Below are 15,382 nucleotides of genomic sequence, written 5' to 3' on the forward strand. Positions count from 1 at the left end.
CAGTTGGTTAGGCTATTTACAAAAAAAGGCGGCCTGTCACGCTGCCGAAGGCTTCGCGAGTTCGAGTCTCGTCCACTCTGCCAACAAACAACGAAAGCCTGAATCGAAAGATTTAGGCTTTTTTGTGCCTGAAATTCAAGGATGAAAGAAACACAGATTGTGTGCAGAGCTGGTTTTATGGAGCGTATTTTGTTGGACTGGAAATATTTCCGACATTTTCAGTAGTTCCTCCATCCATGGAGGCTGTAAGACTCTCTACCAAATACGGCCCCTGCGCTAAAAATAAAAAGCCTGGATATTACGATCTAGGCTTTTTTTGTACCTGAAGTTTATTCCATCAATACGTCAATGTTGATGTAAGTCTGTACTCCGACCGTGATGGTTTACTATATTGAAAAATAATTTCATTTATTTTTTGGAAACGTGATATTCATATTTCGATATTACTCATTTCATCTTGATACAACTAAGCTATTGAACTTATTGTTGATTAAAATTTTTTATAAAAATACATATTGTTAGCGGTATCATTTTTTTTAGCTAGTTTGTTTTATACCAAAATTTTGTTATTGACTTAAAGTTGATGATCATTAGAATACCGCGCAATTTGTCAATAAAAAAAGAAATTGGAGAGTTCGTGGCTGCACAAAATGACTATTCTTTAGGACCCGTTCCTAAATCAGAAAGAAAAGGTTTTATCGCACTATCATTGGTTATGCTAGGACTTACTTTTTTCTCTGCAAGTATGTGGACTGGTGGCACGCTAGGCACTGGACTTTCTTATGATGATTTCTTCTATGCTGTATTACTTGGTAATTTAATCCTCGGTATCTATACCGCTTTCCTTGGTTATATCGGTACTAAGACAGGTCTTTCAACGCACTTGTTAGCACGTTATTCATTTGGTACTAAGGGGTCATACATCCCGTCTATACTTCTTGGCGGTACTCAGGTTGGTTGGTTTGGCGTTGGTGTTGCGATGTTTGCCTTGCCGGTTCAAAAAGCACTGCTGGGTGAAATGGGTGTGGTACTTGATGTAAATACCATCATAGTTATTGCTGGACTGTTAATGACTGTGACCGTTTATTTTGGTATTTCAGCGCTGATGGTATTAAGTTTTATTGCTGTTCCTGCTATTGCGATTTTAGGTGGATATTCGGTTTATCTTGCGGTGAATGACCTTGGCGGTATTGCTGAAATGCAAAAAATCGTTCCAGCTGTTGATAAGCAAATTGATTTTAATACAGCACTGGCTTTAGTGATTGGTTCATTTATTAGTGCCGGTACATTGACGGCTGATTTTGTTCGCTTTGGTCGTAAGCCAATGGCAGCAGTTGCTATCACGCTTATTGCTTTCTTCATTGGTAATTCATTAATGTTTATCTTTGGCGCCGCTGGTGCAGCTGCGACAGGCTTTGCTGATATTTCTGATGTGATGATGACGCAGGGATTATTGATTCCAGCTATTATCGTATTAGGTCTTAATATCTGGACAACCAATGATAATGCGCTTTATGCATCAGGTTTAGGTTTTTCAAATGTAACCGGCATAGATAGTAAGAAATTAGCAATGATAAACGGTGTGATTGGTACTATATTTGCGCTTTGGTTATATAATAATTTTGTGGGTTGGTTGTCATTTTTAAGTGCGGCTATTCCACCAATCGGTGGTGTACTTATTGCCGATTATTTCTTAATCCACCGTGGTCAGTATGCTGAATTTGCAAAAGCTGAATTTGAAACGATTCGCTGGCAGGCTCTTATTGCCGTTGCTGCGGGTATCGCTGCAGGTCAATTATTACCGGGTGTTGTGCCTGTTAATGCCGTTATCGGTGGTGCTATTGCTTACTTCGTTTGTTGTAAAGTTATGGCCTTTAAATCAATTAATACTACTAAAAAGAGTGACGCGTAATGCCGACTTTAATTAAAAATGTGCAACTTTACCGAAATAACAAGTTTGTCGATATTCGTATTGAGAATGGTATTTTCTCTGCCATCAAACCGTGTGGTGAGTTAGATAGCACAGATTGCGATATTATTGATGGTGAAGGCGGTTTAGCTACTCCTCCATTTGTTGAACCGCATGTGCATTTAGATACAACGCAAACTGCAGGTGAGCCTAACTGGAACATGTCGGGTACGTTATTTGAAGGTATTGAACGTTGGTCTGAGCGTAAAGCGATGCTGACACATGAAGACGTGAAGAAACGTGCAACGACTACGTTAAAATGGCAGATCGCGAATGGTATCCAACACGTTCGTACACACGTTGATGTTTCAGAACCTAATCTAATAGCACTTAAGGCATTGCTTGAATTACGTGAAGAGCTAAAAGAATTTATTGAAATTCAAATTGTTGCCTTCCCACAAGAAGGTATTAATTCTTTTCCAAACGGTAAAGAAATTATGCGTAAAGCTGTGGAGATGGGGGCTGATGTTATTGGCGCAATTCCACATTTCGAATTTAGTCGTGAATATGCAATTGATTCGCTTCACTTCATTTTCGATTTAGCGCAAGAATTTGACTGCCTTATCGATGTGCATTGTGATGAAATTGATGATGAGCAATCGCGTTTCGTGGAAACAGTGGCAACATTGGCACATGAAAAGAAAATGGGTCATCGTGTAACGGCAAGCCATACAACGGCAATGCATTCTTATAATGACGCCTATGCTTCTCGTTTATTCCGTTTGTTGAAAATGTCAGGTATTAGCTTTGTAGCTAATCCACTGGTAAACATTCACTTACAAGGTCGTTTTGATTCTTATCCTAAGCGCCGTGGTATTACCCGTGTGAAAGAGATGCTAGCGGCGAATATTAATGTTTGTTTCGGTCATGATGATATCTTTGATCCTTGGTACCCGTTAGGTACTGCAAATATGCTACAAGTGACGCATATGGGTCTGCATGTTTGTCAAATTATGGGTTATGAGCAAATTGATCAGTCATTAAAATTAATTACCGATCACAGTGCGCAAACATTAAATATTCAAGACCGTTATGGTATAGAAGAAGGTAAGCCAGGTAACTTAGTTATTTTACCTGCTGACTCTGGTTATGATGCGATCCGACGCCAGACTGCGCCTCGTTATGTTATTCGTGCAGGTAAAATACTTGCAGAAACAAAACCGAGTGTTACGCATATTAACTTGCCAGAGAGCGAAGCGATTAACTTTAAGCGTTAATCCTGTTTACTCTGTTATATATAATACCGCCCATTGAGGCGGTATTTTTTTGTCTTTTATAAATTTAATGATTTGTTTCGTTTCAGTTGTCTCGGAGTTGCAGTAAACTAACCGCTTAAACTGATATTAAGGACAGCTCGATGACAGACAAATCAAATAACACCACGCATTTTGGTTATAAAACCGTAGAATCTGACCAAAAGGTCGATATGGTTGCGAGTGTGTTTCATTCAGTAGCAGCTAAATATGATGTAATGAATGATCTTATGTCTATGGGTATTCATCGACTATGGAAACGTTTTACGATTGATTGCAGTGGCGTAAGACCGGGTCATAAAATATTAGATCTAGCCGGTGGTACTGGTGATTTAACGGCTAAGTTTTCTCGAATTGTTGGCGATACAGGTTCTGTTACACTAGCTGATATTAATGATTCAATGCTTAAAGTAGGCCGTGCTAAATTACGTGATCGCGGTATTGTTGGTAATGTGACTTATGTACAAGCCAATGCTGAAGAATTACCTTTCCCAGATAATCACTTTGATTTGATTACGATTGCATTTGGTTTACGTAACGTAACAGATAAAGATAAAGCATTAGCGTCGATGTTCCGTGTATTAAAGCCGGGTGGACGTTTATTAGTGCTGGAATTCTCTAAACCAGATTCTGAAGCGTTGAATAAAGTTTATGATTTCTATTCATTCAACATTTTGCCTAAGATGGGCGAATTAATTGCTGATGATGGCGATAGTTACCAATATCTAGCTGAATCAATCCGTATGCACCCTAATCAAGATACATTAAAAGGCATGATGGAAACCGTTGGTTTTGAAAGTGTTGAGTACCACAATTTAACCGGTGGTATTGTTGCTCTGCATCGTGGTTATAAATTCTAGGGATTCTCATGCCAATCGAAATGCTTGTTACTGCTGGAATTGAAACGTTATTGAATCAATTGTTAAAAGCAGATACCAATACCGTAGATAAGATCGCGTCATTAAAAGGTAAGGTATTAAAAGTAAATATTGCTGAATTACCTAAGCCATTATATTTTATTTTCTCATCTCAGATTGATGTATTAGCCAAATATGATGGTGATGCAGATTGTTGTATGGATATAAAGTTATCGAGTCTATCTCGATTACAAGATAGTTCACAGTTCACAGCCTTAATTAAAGAGGGTGAGTTGGATATGCGTGGCGATCCTATGGTGGCAAGCAAGTTTAGCATCATCCTAAAAGAACTCGATATTGACTGGGAAGAGCACTTGTCTCGTTACACCGGCGATGTTGCTGCGCATAAATTATTGCAAGGTGCGAAATCAAGTCAAGCTTGGCTGAAAAATAATATGACGATCGCACGTCATAATATTGCAGAATATTTGATTGAAGAAATACGCCTAGCGCCTGGTGCGTTAGAGATAGCTAACTTCTGTGATGAAGTGGGTGAACTTGAGCTACAATGTAAGCAATTTGAAATGCGGTTGGCCTTGCTGTCACGTAAGGAAGATGCATAGATGACAGTGGTTGAGCTTAAGCGTTTTTATCATATCCAAAAGATCGTATTAGAATATGGTCTTGATGAGTTGTTGCCGACACAGTTAAAACCGTTGTCAGCAAGACTCGCCCGGAAATCTATTTTTTGGATTAAAAACCAGCATGCTGACAAGTCATCTGCGGAGCGAGTTAAATTAGCATTGCAGCAACTCGGTCCTGTTTTTATAAAATTCGGACAGATGTTATCAACTCGTCGCGATTTACTTCCGCAAGAATTTGCTGAACAGTTGGCGATGCTGCAAGATCAAGTCCCACCGTTTGACAGTCAATTAGCGATGCAGCAAATTGAATTAGCGTTAGGTAAACCAATTACTGACGTGTTTGATGACTTTGATCCAATCCCACTCGCTTCGGCATCCATTGCCCAAGTGCATACGGCGAAGCTTAAAAGTAACAATGAAGAAGTGGTCATCAAAATTATTCGACCAGATATCGAGCCGATTATTCGTGCCGATACTCAGTTGATGAAACGACTATCGAAAGCGTTGTTAAAATTAGTGCCTGAAGCGGTACGTTTGAGACCTTTGGAAGTCGTCCTCGATTATGAGAAAACGATACTTGATGAATTAAATCTCGAGCGTGAAGCGGCTAATGCCACGCAGTTACGTCGTAACTTTTTAGATTCGAAAGAATTATACGTTCCCGAAATTTATGCAGATTACAGTCATAAAAACATGATTGTGATGGAGCGTATATACGGTATACCAGTATCTGATATTGCGGCATTAGAAGCACAGGGTACGAACATGAAATTACTTGCGGAGCGAGGGGTTGAGACATTCTTCACCCAGGTTTTCCGTGATAGTTTTTTCCATGCTGATATGCACCCTGGTAATGTGTTTGTGGATTATAGGACGCCTGAAGACCCTCGTTGGATTGGTATTGATTGTGGTATCGTTGGTACTTTAAATCGTGAAGATAAACGTTATTTAGCGGAGAATCTACTGGCCTTTTTCCATCGTGATTATCGTAAAGTTGCGGAATTACATGTAGATTCTGGCTGGGTACCATCACATGTCGATGTGAATGATTTCGAATTTGCGATCCGTACTGTTTGCGATCCTATTTTTGAAAAGCCATTAGCAGAAATTTCATTTGGCCATGTACTCGTTAACTTATTTGCTACAGCACGTAAGTTTGATATGACAGTGCAGCCGCAATTAGTGCTCTTGCAAAAAACATTGTTATATATTGAAGGATTAGGTCGTCAGCTCTATCCTCAGCTAGACTTATGGGATACGGCAAAGCCTTTCCTTGAGCGCTGGGTGAAAGAACAAATGGGTCCTCAAGCGGTATTTTCTGCAGTAAAACAACGTGCGCCATTTTGGGCAGAAAAATTACCAGAATTACCAGAGTTAGTGTTTGATACATTAACGAAGGCAACGAAACAACAAGCTAAATTAGATAAACTGTTCACTCAAGCTGAACAATTTACTCAAAACCAAGCGCAGTCCGGTAAAGGACGTTATTTACTGAGTGTGGGTGGTGTGATTATGCTTTGTGCCGCAATCGTGTACCAGCCGGATTCGACATCACTAGCGTTGACGCTAGCGAGTATTGGCTTTGGGACCACTGTACTTGGTTGGTTCAAGCTGAAATAGCTGACTCGAAAAGGTCGGTTAAATTTATCGTAGATCAGAGTGTAGTAAATATGTAGTCTATATACTGTATACTGATCAATATTAATAATGACGTATTCAATTACATAAAATAAGGTTTTATCATGGGCGGAATCAGTGTTACTCAGTTAATTATCATTGCTGTAATTATTCTTTTGTTATTTGGAACTAAGAAGTTACGTAATGTTGGTGGTGATTTAGGCGCGGCAGTTAAAGGCTTTAAAAAAGCGATGGGTGACGATGCTAAAGACACTAAAGCAGAAAGTAAGGTATTAGAAGAAACGACCGCAACAAAAACAGATGTAACTAAAGAAACAACAGAAACAAAAAAAGATAAAGAACAGGCGTAATCTATGTTTGATATCGGATTTTGGGAGATTGTCGTTATCTCAGTTCTGGGCCTATTAGTATTAGGGCCAGAGCGGTTACCTGTGGCTATAAAAACGGTCAGCACTTGGGTGAAAACCATTAAAGGTGCAGCTAACTCAGTAAAAGACGAGTTGTCACATGAATTGAAAATTCAAGAAATGCATGACAATTTGAAAAAAGCTGAGCAGCAAGGCATGAACAATATTAGCCCTGAACTACAAGACTCTATTGATTCTTTACGTGATGCGGCAGCCTCGGTGACACGTCCTTATGCGGATGCTGAGTCATCGACTGCAGCATCAACATCGACGGTTGAACAGGCGCCTAAAATAGCTGAGCAAGCTATCGAACAGGATAAAAAATAAATGGCAGCAGATCCAAATACTCAGCCTTTGATTACTCATTTAATCGAGCTGAGGGATCGGTTATTGCGTGCGAGTGGCGCAATTATCGTGGTTTTTATTTCTTTAGTATATTTCGCTAATGATATTTATCAGCTGGTTTCCGCGCCTTTGATTGCGCAACTACCTGCTGGCACAAGTATGATTGCAACAGATGTAGCGACGCCATTTTTCACGCCAATAAAGTTAACCTTGGTTGCTTCTTCATTTATTGCAATCCCTTGGGTTTTATATCAAATCTGGGGTTTTATCGCGCCTGGTTTATATAAACATGAGAAAAAATTAATTGCGCCGCTGGTGATCAGTAGTGCATTACTGTTTTATTTAGGTGTGGCTTTTTCTTACTTTATTGTGTTCCCGTTAGCATTTGAATTTTTTGCTAGTGTTGCACCTGAAGGGGTTACATTTGCGCCCGATATTAGTAGTTATCTTGATTTCGTATTAAAGATATTTTTTGCATTTGGTTTGGCATTTGAAATTCCAATTGCGACATTAGTTTTATGTTGGACTGGTGCGACAACGCCTGAAAGTTTACGCAAAAAACGTCCTTATATCGTCGTTGCTGCGTTCATTGTGGGTATGCTATTAACACCACCAGATATTATTTCACAAACATTATTAGCTATTCCTATGTTGCTATTGTTTGAGTTAGGTTTATTATTTTCTCGTTTTTACGTTAAACAGGACGAGATAAAAGATGAAGAAGCAGGAACTGATTGATATAGGCGTTAATTTAACAAACGTTGCTTTTCACAAAGATTTACCTGATGTTATAGCGCGTGCCTCTGCCCAAGGGGTGCGCCGTTTAATTGTTACTGGCACGGATATCGCCGAAAGCCAGCTTGCCTATCAGCTTACTCAAGATTACCCTCAACAACTTTATGCTACTGCAGGTATTCATCCACATGATGCACGTCATGCGACAGATGAAAGCTGGCTGCAAATTAAAACATTAGCGCAGCATGACAGTGTGGTTGCTATCGGTGAATGTGGGCTTGATTTTAATCGTGATTTTTCACCACGCCCAATGCAAGAAGCTGCTTTTGCAAAACAATTAGAGCTGGCTGCAGAATTAAATATGCCGGTATTCATGCATGAACGCGATGCTAATGAACGTTTTATTGCCATCCTTAAAGAGTATCGTTCTGCGTTGCCTGCTGCTGTCCTGCATTGTTTTACTGGTTCTGCTAGTGATCTTGACGCCTGTCTAGAGCTAGATTTACATATTGGTATTACGGGCTGGATCTGCGATGAACGTCGTGGTGCAGATTTATATCAGTTAGTCCGGGAAATCCCTAGTGATCGATTAATGTTAGAGACTGATGCGCCTTATTTGTTACCGCGTGATTTAAAGCCTAAACCTAAGTCCCGTCGTAACGAACCTTGCCACTTACCGCATATCGCAGAGACCATCGCTAGAGCGCGTGGAGAGGATATTGATACTTTACTGAGTCGCAGCTTACACGTGACGGAACGGTTCTTCCAACTACCAAAGCTGTGATGATTATCACTGCTGTTCATTTTATTGTTGGACTGCTGTAGACAAAACCGACTATTCAGTCTATTTTAATTGACTAACTAGTCGGTTTTTATATTGAGGCATGAATATTATGAGCGTAGCGGAAATTAAAATGAATGATAGCGATAGTATTGCTGAAATTACAGCGATGGAACATATCTTTAGTGCTCAAAAAGAGGCCTATGTAACTCAGGCAGAATGGAACCTGAGTGAGCGTAAAAAGCGTTTAAACCAATTTAAAACGGCTTTCCTTGCGAATAAAGATGCTCTTGTTACTGCGGTTTCTGAAGATTATGGTCATCGTTCTCGTTACGATACATTGATCGCTGATATTTTACCGACGGTTGCACAATTTAATTATACCCTATCGCGCTTAGCCAAATGGATGAAGCCGACACGACGTAGTCCTGGACTATTATTAGCGCCAGCGAGTGTTACGATCCATTATCAGCCTGTGGGTGTTGTTGGTATCGTAGTACCTTGGAATTTCCCGATTAATTTAGCAATCGTACCTCTGATCACCAGTATTGCTGCCGGTAATCGTGCGATGCTAAAAATGTCGGAATTCACACCGAAAACGAATCAAGTGTTAAAGAAAATTATTGAATCTGTTTTTGATAGTAAAGATGTGGCGATTGTTGAAGGCGAAATGGCCTTGTCTGCTGCATTTACTAAACTGCCTTTCGATCATTTATTATTTACTGGTTCGACTGTTGTCGGTAAACACGTAATGCGTGCGGCTGCGGATAACTTAACGCCAGTGACGCTTGAATTAGGTGGTAAGTCACCTGTTATTGTGGCGCCTGATATTGATATCAAGACCGCGGTTAATCGTATTATGTTAGGTAAAAGTTTAAATGCCGGCCAGATCTGTGTTGCGCCTGATTATATTCTTTGCCCCCGTGCAAAAGTGGCCGAATTTGTAAGTGAATATCGTAAAGAATTTAATCATCGCTATCCAGCTGCAATGGATAATGATGATTACACCAATATTGTCGATGATCGCCAATATGCGCGTCTTAAATCTTGGTTAGAAGATGCAACGCAAAAAGGGGCTAAAGTTGAAACGATGCAATCGGGTAGTAGCTGTGACGATCAAAAGCATCGCATGTTGCCACACTTATTGTTAGATACAAATGAAGATATGCAATTGATGCAAGATGAAATATTTGGTCCATTATTACCAATATTACCTTATGATTCAATTGATGATGCGATCCGTTATATTAAAGCGCGTCCACATCCTTTAGCTTTATATATTATGAGCTTTGATAATGCGACACAACAGAAAATACAACGTGAGACAATTTCTGGTGGCGTCGCTATTAATGATACAATTATGCATGTAGCAGCTGAAGATGCCCCCTTTGGTGGTGTCGGTTCTGCTGGTATGGGTCATTACCATGGTATCGAAGGTTTCCGTACTTTTTCAAAATCAAAAACGATATTGAAACAAGGTAAATTCCATTCAACGCGCTTCGTGCATGCCCCTTATGGTAATTTGATACAAAAGATAATTTTGAAATTTTTCTTGAGATAATATGACTAAATCAAAAAGAACACTGATCTTGGATAGCGCATTAGCGTTATTCACGGTCAATGGTTTTCATGGTACTTCGACAGCGGCGATTGCCCGAGAAGCTAAAGTCGCTACGGGTACCTTGTTTCATCATTTTGCGACGAAAGAAGCGTTAATCGAAGCTTTATATTTTGAAGTGAAAAAAGAATTCGCGCAGGCGTTGTTACAGACAAATGATCCTGATTCGCCTTTTCCATTGACGAATATTTGGGTTAATGGGGTGACTTGGTTAGTCAGCCAGCCACAAAAAATGGCCTTTATTTTATTGTGCAGCCATTCGCTGTATTTTGATAAAAAGGTCCAACTGGCGATATGGCAAGAAGTGCTGGGCTTTTTTACCCAATTGCTTAATGCGGGTATTCAAAATGGGTCGGTGAAGGATTTACCTATTCCGTACCTACTCACCACCTGTGAAAGTATTCTTTTATCCACGGCGAGTTATGTGTATGCATTACCTGCTATAGATCAAAAGGCTGCGATTAATTCGTCAATTAATGTAATTGTTGATGCTATTTCAGTACAAGGTGCTGATATTCACTTACTCACGCGGTAAGATGACGATCTAACCAAGTACCACTCGTGCTTGGTTGCCAAATTAGTATTCCTACCTCGTAAGGAGATATCGTGAGTAAAACTATTCTAGGTGGATTCCCAAATCGCCGTCCTCGTCGTAATCGCAAAAATGATTTTTCACGTCGCTTAGTCGCTGAGCATCAGTTAACTGTTAATGATCTTATCTATCCGATGTTTGTACTGGAAGGTAATGGTCGACGTGAAGCTATTGAATCAATGCCTGGTGTCGAACGCTTATCGATTGATTTACTGCTTGAAGAAGCTGCTGAGCTGGTTGCATTAGGCATTCCGATGATTGCTATTTTCCCGGTAACGCCGTTAGATCAAAAAAGTTTATTAGCTGAAGAAGCATATAACGCAAATGGTTTGGCGCAAAAAGCAGTGCGCGCATTAAAATCATCATTTCCTGAACTCGGTGTGATGACGGATGTGGCGTTAGATCCGTTTACGACACATGGCCAAGACGGCATTATTGATGATACGGGTTATATCCTGAATGATATTACCACTGATATCTTAGTTAAACAGGCGCTTTCCCATGCCGACGCAGGGGCTGATGTAATTGCTCCTTCAGATATGATGGATGGTCGTATTGGGGCTATCCGCGCAGCGCTAGAAGAAGCTGGGCATGTGAATACTCAAATCATGGCTTACTCGGCAAAATATGCGTCAAATTATTATGGTCCTTTCCGTGATGCCGTTGGCTCAGCAAGTAATTTGAAGGGTGGCAGTAAAGTTACTTATCAAATGGATCCGGCTAACTCTGATGAAGCGTTACAAGAAGTGGCGATGGATATCGAAGAGGGGGCTGATATGGTGATGGTGAAACCGGGTATGCCTTACCTGGATATCGTCCGCCGTGTTAAAGATGAATTTGGTGTTCCGACGTTTGCTTATCAAGTGAGTGGTGAATATGCGATGCATATGGCAGCTATTCAAAACGGTTGGTTAAAAGAGCAAGAGTGTGTGCTTGAGTCATTACTGTGCTTTAAACGAGCGGGTGCTGATGGCATTTTGACGTATTTTGCTAAACGTGTGGCAATATGGCTGAAAGAAAATAAGGCTTAATGATTTAAAAATAATGGTGTGAGGGGAAGTAACTCCATCGATTATTATTTGGCGCTAATAAAAAACCGAGCATCTGGCTCGGTTTTTTGTTTTATCACTCGACAATATATATTATCGAATGAAATTAATGCTCTTGAATGCGTAACTGCAGCTGTTGTTTCGCTTGTAGTGCTAACTCTGATGTAAGAGCCGCTGCACGTAATGGATGTTGGGATAACCATTGCGCTGGTAGCGTGATCACGAGGGTATTATCTTCAGCAGTATCAAGTGAAAAATCAGGAATTGTGCCATCTCTACGGCGCAGGGCTAAAGTACATGATACACGTAGAATACGACAAAGCAGTAATGCACTGGCGTAACTGATTGCTGATTGCTGTGCTAATAAAGATAAGTTTAGCTCATCACGTTGATTAATTAATAACGCTGAAAGCAACTGCTTTTGCGCTTTAGTGAAACCAAGCATATCTGTATTATCGATAAGGTAAGCCGCATGTTGTGGCGCTTTCTTATAATCAATCGACAAACCAATTTCGTGTAAACTACTGACATAAGCAAGTAAAGGTCCTGCTTGGATATCGTCTACTGAAATCGTCGATTTTAATTGGTCAAAAGCCTTTAACGACGTTAATTTAACGCGTTCAGCTTGCTCTATATCGAGCTGATGTTTAACCATTAATGCATTCACGGTTTGTTGGCGTACGTTATGACTTGCGCGTAGGCCTGTCATTTCGTAAATAACACCTTCTCTTAATGCGCCGCCAGCTAAAAACATATTGTTGATATTTAGGCTTTCAAATAACGCAGTTAGAATGGCTAGGCCACTGGTGAATACAGGTTTTCTATCGCTCGCTAAGCCTTTAATATTGAGGTTTTCAATATCACCACAGGCAATTGCTTGCTGTTGAATACGGTGTAATTTAGCTAAGGTTATATGTTCGTTCTCACCTTGCGCGACCATTATTTCTTGCAGAGCTTGGATTGTACCAGATGCACCGATACAGCTATCCCAACCCAAGGTTAAATACTTTTCTTGTTGAGGTTTCAAGACCGCTTTTGCCGCATCAATAGCCTGCGTAAAGTTGTGTTGATTGAGCTTACCATCGGCAAAATAGTTATTTAACCAAGTAACACAACCCATTTTAAAGCTATAAAGTAATTTAGCTTGGGCTTGTTCACCAATAATGAGTTCAGTGCTCGCACCGCCAATATCGACAACTAAACGATTACCTTGACCACTGCTGGTATAGGCAACGCCTTTGTAGATAAGCGCGGCTTCTTGTTCTCCGGAGATAATATTTACCGGATGAGCCAATATTTTTTCTGCTGTTGCCAGAAATTCTGCGACGTTGTTAGCAAGGCGTAATGTCGCCGTGCCCACAATGCGAATATTCGCCGTCGGAATATCTTGGAGTTGTTCTGCAAACAAACTTAAGCAGTCCCAACCTCGCTGTAATGCAGCTTGATCGAGATTGTTGTTTGCATCAAGGCCCGCCGCAAGTCTTACTTTGCGTTTTACTTTAGCAACAGTTTGTAAACTGTTGCTAATCTCGCGAACAACTAACATATGAAAGCTGTTTGAACCTAGGTCAATGACAGCATATAAATTTGACGAACTTTTTTGGCTCACACTAATCACTTATCTATAAACAAACTATGTTATTAATGGGTTTTGTTGTGCGTATTATGCTGACGTTGACCAGTACGACGTGTTTTACTACGATCGTTCATTGTGCGTGAATTACCTGGACGTGCACGTTTAGTGTGTACTGGTCGCGGTAAATCAGTTAACAATGCTGTTTTATCGTAATGACAAACAGGGATTGTACTTTCAATGTACTCTTCAATCGCAGGTAAATTATAAATGTATTTTTCACACGCGAAACTGATTGAATGACCTGTTGCACCTGCACGACCTGTACGGCCAATACGGTGTACGTAATCACCACAATTATCAGGTAAATCGTAGTTAAATACATGACTTACTGCTGGAATATGTAGACCACGTGCCGCAACGTCTGTTGCCACAAGAATGTCTAATTTACCTTGGGTAAACTGCTCAAGAATACTGTTACGTTTCTTTTGCGGGATATCACCGGTTAATAGACCAACACGATGTTTATCAGCAGCTAGGTGACCCCAAATGTCTTCACATTTGTGTTTGGTGTTAGCGAATACAATTGCGCGCTCTGGCCATTCTTCTTCGATTAACGTCTGTAATAAAGCCATCTTGTCATCATTAGATGGATGGAATAGCTCTTGAGTGATGGTGCTGCCTGTTACTTTTTCTGCTTCAACCGTGACTTCTTCTGGCTCATTCATGTGCTGGTAAGCAAGTTCACGAATATCCCAAGTAAAAGTGGCTGAGAATAGTAGGTTTAGGCGCTGTTTTGGGTCTGGCATTTTACGCATTAGATAGCGAATGTCTTTAATGAAACCTTGATCTAACATGCGATCGGCTTCATCTAATACTAATGCTTCAACACCGGATAAATCCATTGCTCTTTGTTTTTCAAAATCAATGATTCGGCCCACAGTACCAATAATAATATCGACACCGTTTGCAAGGTTTTCACGCTGAATATCGTAGCTTTCACCACCATAAACCAGACCCATTTTAAGGCCTGTTGCTTTGGCAATAGGTATAGCATCTTTATGAATTTGAATTGCAAGTTCACGAGTTGGCGCTAAGATGATAGCGCGAGGCTTATTTTTTGGACGATCTTCAGCGGCTGGCGTTTTCAATAAATGATGGAAAATCGCGGCTAAAAATGCAATCGTTTTGCCTGTACCTGTCTGTGCTTGACCGGCGACATCTTTACCTTTGATGGCAAATGGCAAGCTAAGCGCTTGAATTGGTGTACAATATTCGAAGCCTGACGCTTCTAACCCAGAAAGTACGTCGGCATTAAGGCCAAACTGGGAGAACTTATGTTCTGTAAGATGTTTTTTGCTCATTTAATTAGCATATCAGGTTAAGCTTGCATTAAGAACTTAAATCTATTGAAATAGAGCAATGAGTGCCACATATATGTAGTAACAAAATTATTTTTTATTGGAGTTATAAATGAGCGACAAAATTATCCAGCTAACTGATGCTGCTTTCGACACAGATGTACTATATTCTGAATTACCTGTACTAGTTGATTTCTGGGCTGAGTGGTGTGGACCTTGTAAAATGATCGCGCCAATCTTAAGCGAAGTAGCTGAAGAGTACGCAGGTAAAGTGACTATCGGTAAATTAAATATCGATCAAAACTCTGGTACGCCACCAAAATTTGGTATCCGCGGTATCCCGACTTTATTGTTATTTAAAAACGGTGCTGTAGCAGCAACGAAAGTTGGCGCATTATCAAAAGCGCAATTACAAAGTTTTCTAGACGAAAACCTGTAGTATAAAAAATACTGACGAGATTTTGTTTTTAAATCTTGTCAGTATGCTATTATTCAGTGGACGAATAAAAATATAAATGCTAATTTTACTGTGCGTTTATTGCTCTACGTACCGAATCAGG

At 40.2% G+C, this 15,382-nt stretch carries 15 protein-coding genes; 13 read left to right on the plus strand and 2 right to left on the minus strand.

What is annotated here, in order from left to right; genetic code table 11:
- Positions 1-637: 637 nt before the first annotated feature.
- The 12 genes from codB to hemB all read left to right on the plus strand — a co-directional run bounded on the left by codB (position 638) and on the right by hemB (position 11,870).
- Positions 638-1,912: a cytosine permease gene (gene codB / locus JFU56_RS22045; RefSeq protein WP_198439366.1), complete on the plus strand. Its 1,275-nt coding sequence runs from the start codon at positions 638-640 to the stop codon at positions 1,910-1,912.
- Entirely contained in the window at positions 1,912-3,186 is a 1,275-nt protein-coding gene (locus JFU56_RS22050; protein ID WP_198439367.1) for a cytosine deaminase, read from the plus strand. Before codB ends, JFU56_RS22050 begins: the two co-directional genes overlap by 1 nt.
- Before the next feature lie 140 nt (positions 3,187-3,326).
- Entirely contained in the window at positions 3,327-4,082 is a 756-nt protein-coding gene (gene ubiE, locus JFU56_RS22055; RefSeq protein WP_198439368.1) for a bifunctional demethylmenaquinone methyltransferase/2-methoxy-6-polyprenyl-1,4-benzoquinol methylase UbiE, read from the plus strand.
- Positions 4,083-4,090: 8 nt separating this feature from the next.
- The gene (locus JFU56_RS22060; protein ID WP_198439369.1) at positions 4,091-4,702 is read left to right on the plus strand and encodes an SCP2 domain-containing protein; all 612 of its coding nucleotides are present in this window, start codon (positions 4,091-4,093) and stop codon (positions 4,700-4,702) included.
- Positions 4,703-6,343 (plus strand): ubiquinone biosynthesis regulatory protein kinase UbiB, encoded by a 1,641-nt coding sequence (ubiB, locus tag JFU56_RS22065; protein ID WP_198439370.1) that lies wholly within the window; start codon positions 4,703-4,705, stop codon positions 6,341-6,343.
- Between the two features lie 122 nt (positions 6,344-6,465).
- Positions 6,466-6,711: a twin-arginine translocase TatA/TatE family subunit gene (gene tatA / locus JFU56_RS22070; RefSeq protein ID WP_198439371.1), complete on the plus strand. Its 246-nt coding sequence runs from the start codon at positions 6,466-6,468 to the stop codon at positions 6,709-6,711.
- 3 nt (positions 6,712-6,714) lie between these two features.
- The gene (gene tatB / locus JFU56_RS22075; protein WP_198439372.1) at positions 6,715-7,095 is read left to right on the plus strand and encodes a Sec-independent protein translocase protein TatB; all 381 of its coding nucleotides are present in this window, start codon (positions 6,715-6,717) and stop codon (positions 7,093-7,095) included.
- Positions 7,096-7,851 carry a twin-arginine translocase subunit TatC gene (gene tatC, locus JFU56_RS22080; protein ID WP_019442738.1) on the plus strand — a complete coding sequence of 252 codons (756 nt, stop codon included), beginning with the start codon at positions 7,096-7,098 and terminating at the stop codon, positions 7,849-7,851.
- The gene (locus JFU56_RS22085) at positions 7,829-8,632 is read left to right on the plus strand and encodes a TatD family hydrolase (RefSeq protein ID WP_198439373.1); all 804 of its coding nucleotides are present in this window, start codon (positions 7,829-7,831) and stop codon (positions 8,630-8,632) included. Before tatC ends, JFU56_RS22085 begins: the two co-directional genes overlap by 23 nt.
- A 109-nt stretch (positions 8,633-8,741) precedes the next feature.
- Entirely contained in the window at positions 8,742-10,190 is a 1,449-nt protein-coding gene (locus tag JFU56_RS22090) for a coniferyl aldehyde dehydrogenase (protein WP_198439374.1), read from the plus strand.
- A gap of 1 nt (position 10,191) precedes the next feature.
- Positions 10,192-10,782: a TetR/AcrR family transcriptional regulator gene (locus JFU56_RS22095; RefSeq protein ID WP_198439375.1), complete on the plus strand. Its 591-nt coding sequence runs from the start codon at positions 10,192-10,194 to the stop codon at positions 10,780-10,782.
- Between the two features lie 71 nt (positions 10,783-10,853).
- Positions 10,854-11,870 carry a porphobilinogen synthase gene (gene hemB, locus JFU56_RS22100; protein WP_198439376.1) on the plus strand — a complete coding sequence of 339 codons (1,017 nt, stop codon included), beginning with the start codon at positions 10,854-10,856 and terminating at the stop codon, positions 11,868-11,870.
- Between the two features lie 124 nt (positions 11,871-11,994).
- Here the strand turns inward: hemB and gppA are convergent, their stop codons facing one another.
- On the minus strand, positions 11,995-13,497 hold the full coding sequence (gene gppA / locus JFU56_RS22105) for a guanosine-5'-triphosphate,3'-diphosphate diphosphatase (RefSeq protein ID WP_198439377.1): 1,503 nt from the start codon (positions 13,495-13,497) through the stop codon (positions 11,995-11,997).
- Positions 13,498-13,529: 32 nt separating this feature from the next.
- Complete coding sequence (rhlB, locus tag JFU56_RS22110) at positions 13,530-14,825, minus strand: ATP-dependent RNA helicase RhlB (protein ID WP_198439378.1); 1,296 nt, start codon at positions 14,823-14,825, stop codon at positions 13,530-13,532.
- A gap of 109 nt (positions 14,826-14,934) precedes the next feature.
- Here rhlB and trxA point away from each other — a divergent pair, with 109 nt between their 5' ends.
- Positions 14,935-15,261 (plus strand): thioredoxin TrxA, encoded by a 327-nt coding sequence (trxA, locus tag JFU56_RS22115; RefSeq protein WP_019442731.1) that lies wholly within the window; start codon positions 14,935-14,937, stop codon positions 15,259-15,261.
- The last annotated feature ends 121 nt before the right edge of the window (positions 15,262-15,382 follow it).

The organism is Moritella sp. F3 (assembly GCF_015082335.1).
Lineage (GTDB): Bacteria > Pseudomonadota > Gammaproteobacteria > Enterobacterales > Moritellaceae > Moritella.

Coding starts and splice junctions, on each gene's coding strand:
- JFU56_RS22095 (WP_198439375.1), top strand. CDS start 10,192: ATGACTAAATCAAAAAGAACACTGATCTTGGATAGCGCATTAGCGTTA.
- tatA (WP_198439371.1), top strand. CDS start 6,466: ATGGGCGGAATCAGTGTTACTCAGTTAATTATCATTGCTGTAATTATT.
- rhlB (WP_198439378.1), bottom strand. CDS start 14,825: ATGAGCAAAAAACATCTTACAGAACATAAGTTCTCCCAGTTTGGCCTT.
- trxA (WP_019442731.1), top strand. CDS start 14,935: ATGAGCGACAAAATTATCCAGCTAACTGATGCTGCTTTCGACACAGAT.
- tatB (WP_198439372.1), top strand. CDS start 6,715: ATGTTTGATATCGGATTTTGGGAGATTGTCGTTATCTCAGTTCTGGGC.
- JFU56_RS22050 (WP_198439367.1), top strand. CDS start 1,912: ATGCCGACTTTAATTAAAAATGTGCAACTTTACCGAAATAACAAGTTT.
- JFU56_RS22090 (WP_198439374.1), top strand. CDS start 8,742: ATGAGCGTAGCGGAAATTAAAATGAATGATAGCGATAGTATTGCTGAA.
- JFU56_RS22085 (WP_198439373.1), top strand. CDS start 7,829: ATGAAGAAGCAGGAACTGATTGATATAGGCGTTAATTTAACAAACGTT.
- ubiE (WP_198439368.1), top strand. CDS start 3,327: ATGACAGACAAATCAAATAACACCACGCATTTTGGTTATAAAACCGTA.
- tatC (WP_019442738.1), top strand. CDS start 7,096: ATGGCAGCAGATCCAAATACTCAGCCTTTGATTACTCATTTAATCGAG.
- JFU56_RS22060 (WP_198439369.1), top strand. CDS start 4,091: ATGCCAATCGAAATGCTTGTTACTGCTGGAATTGAAACGTTATTGAAT.
- ubiB (WP_198439370.1), top strand. CDS start 4,703: ATGACAGTGGTTGAGCTTAAGCGTTTTTATCATATCCAAAAGATCGTA.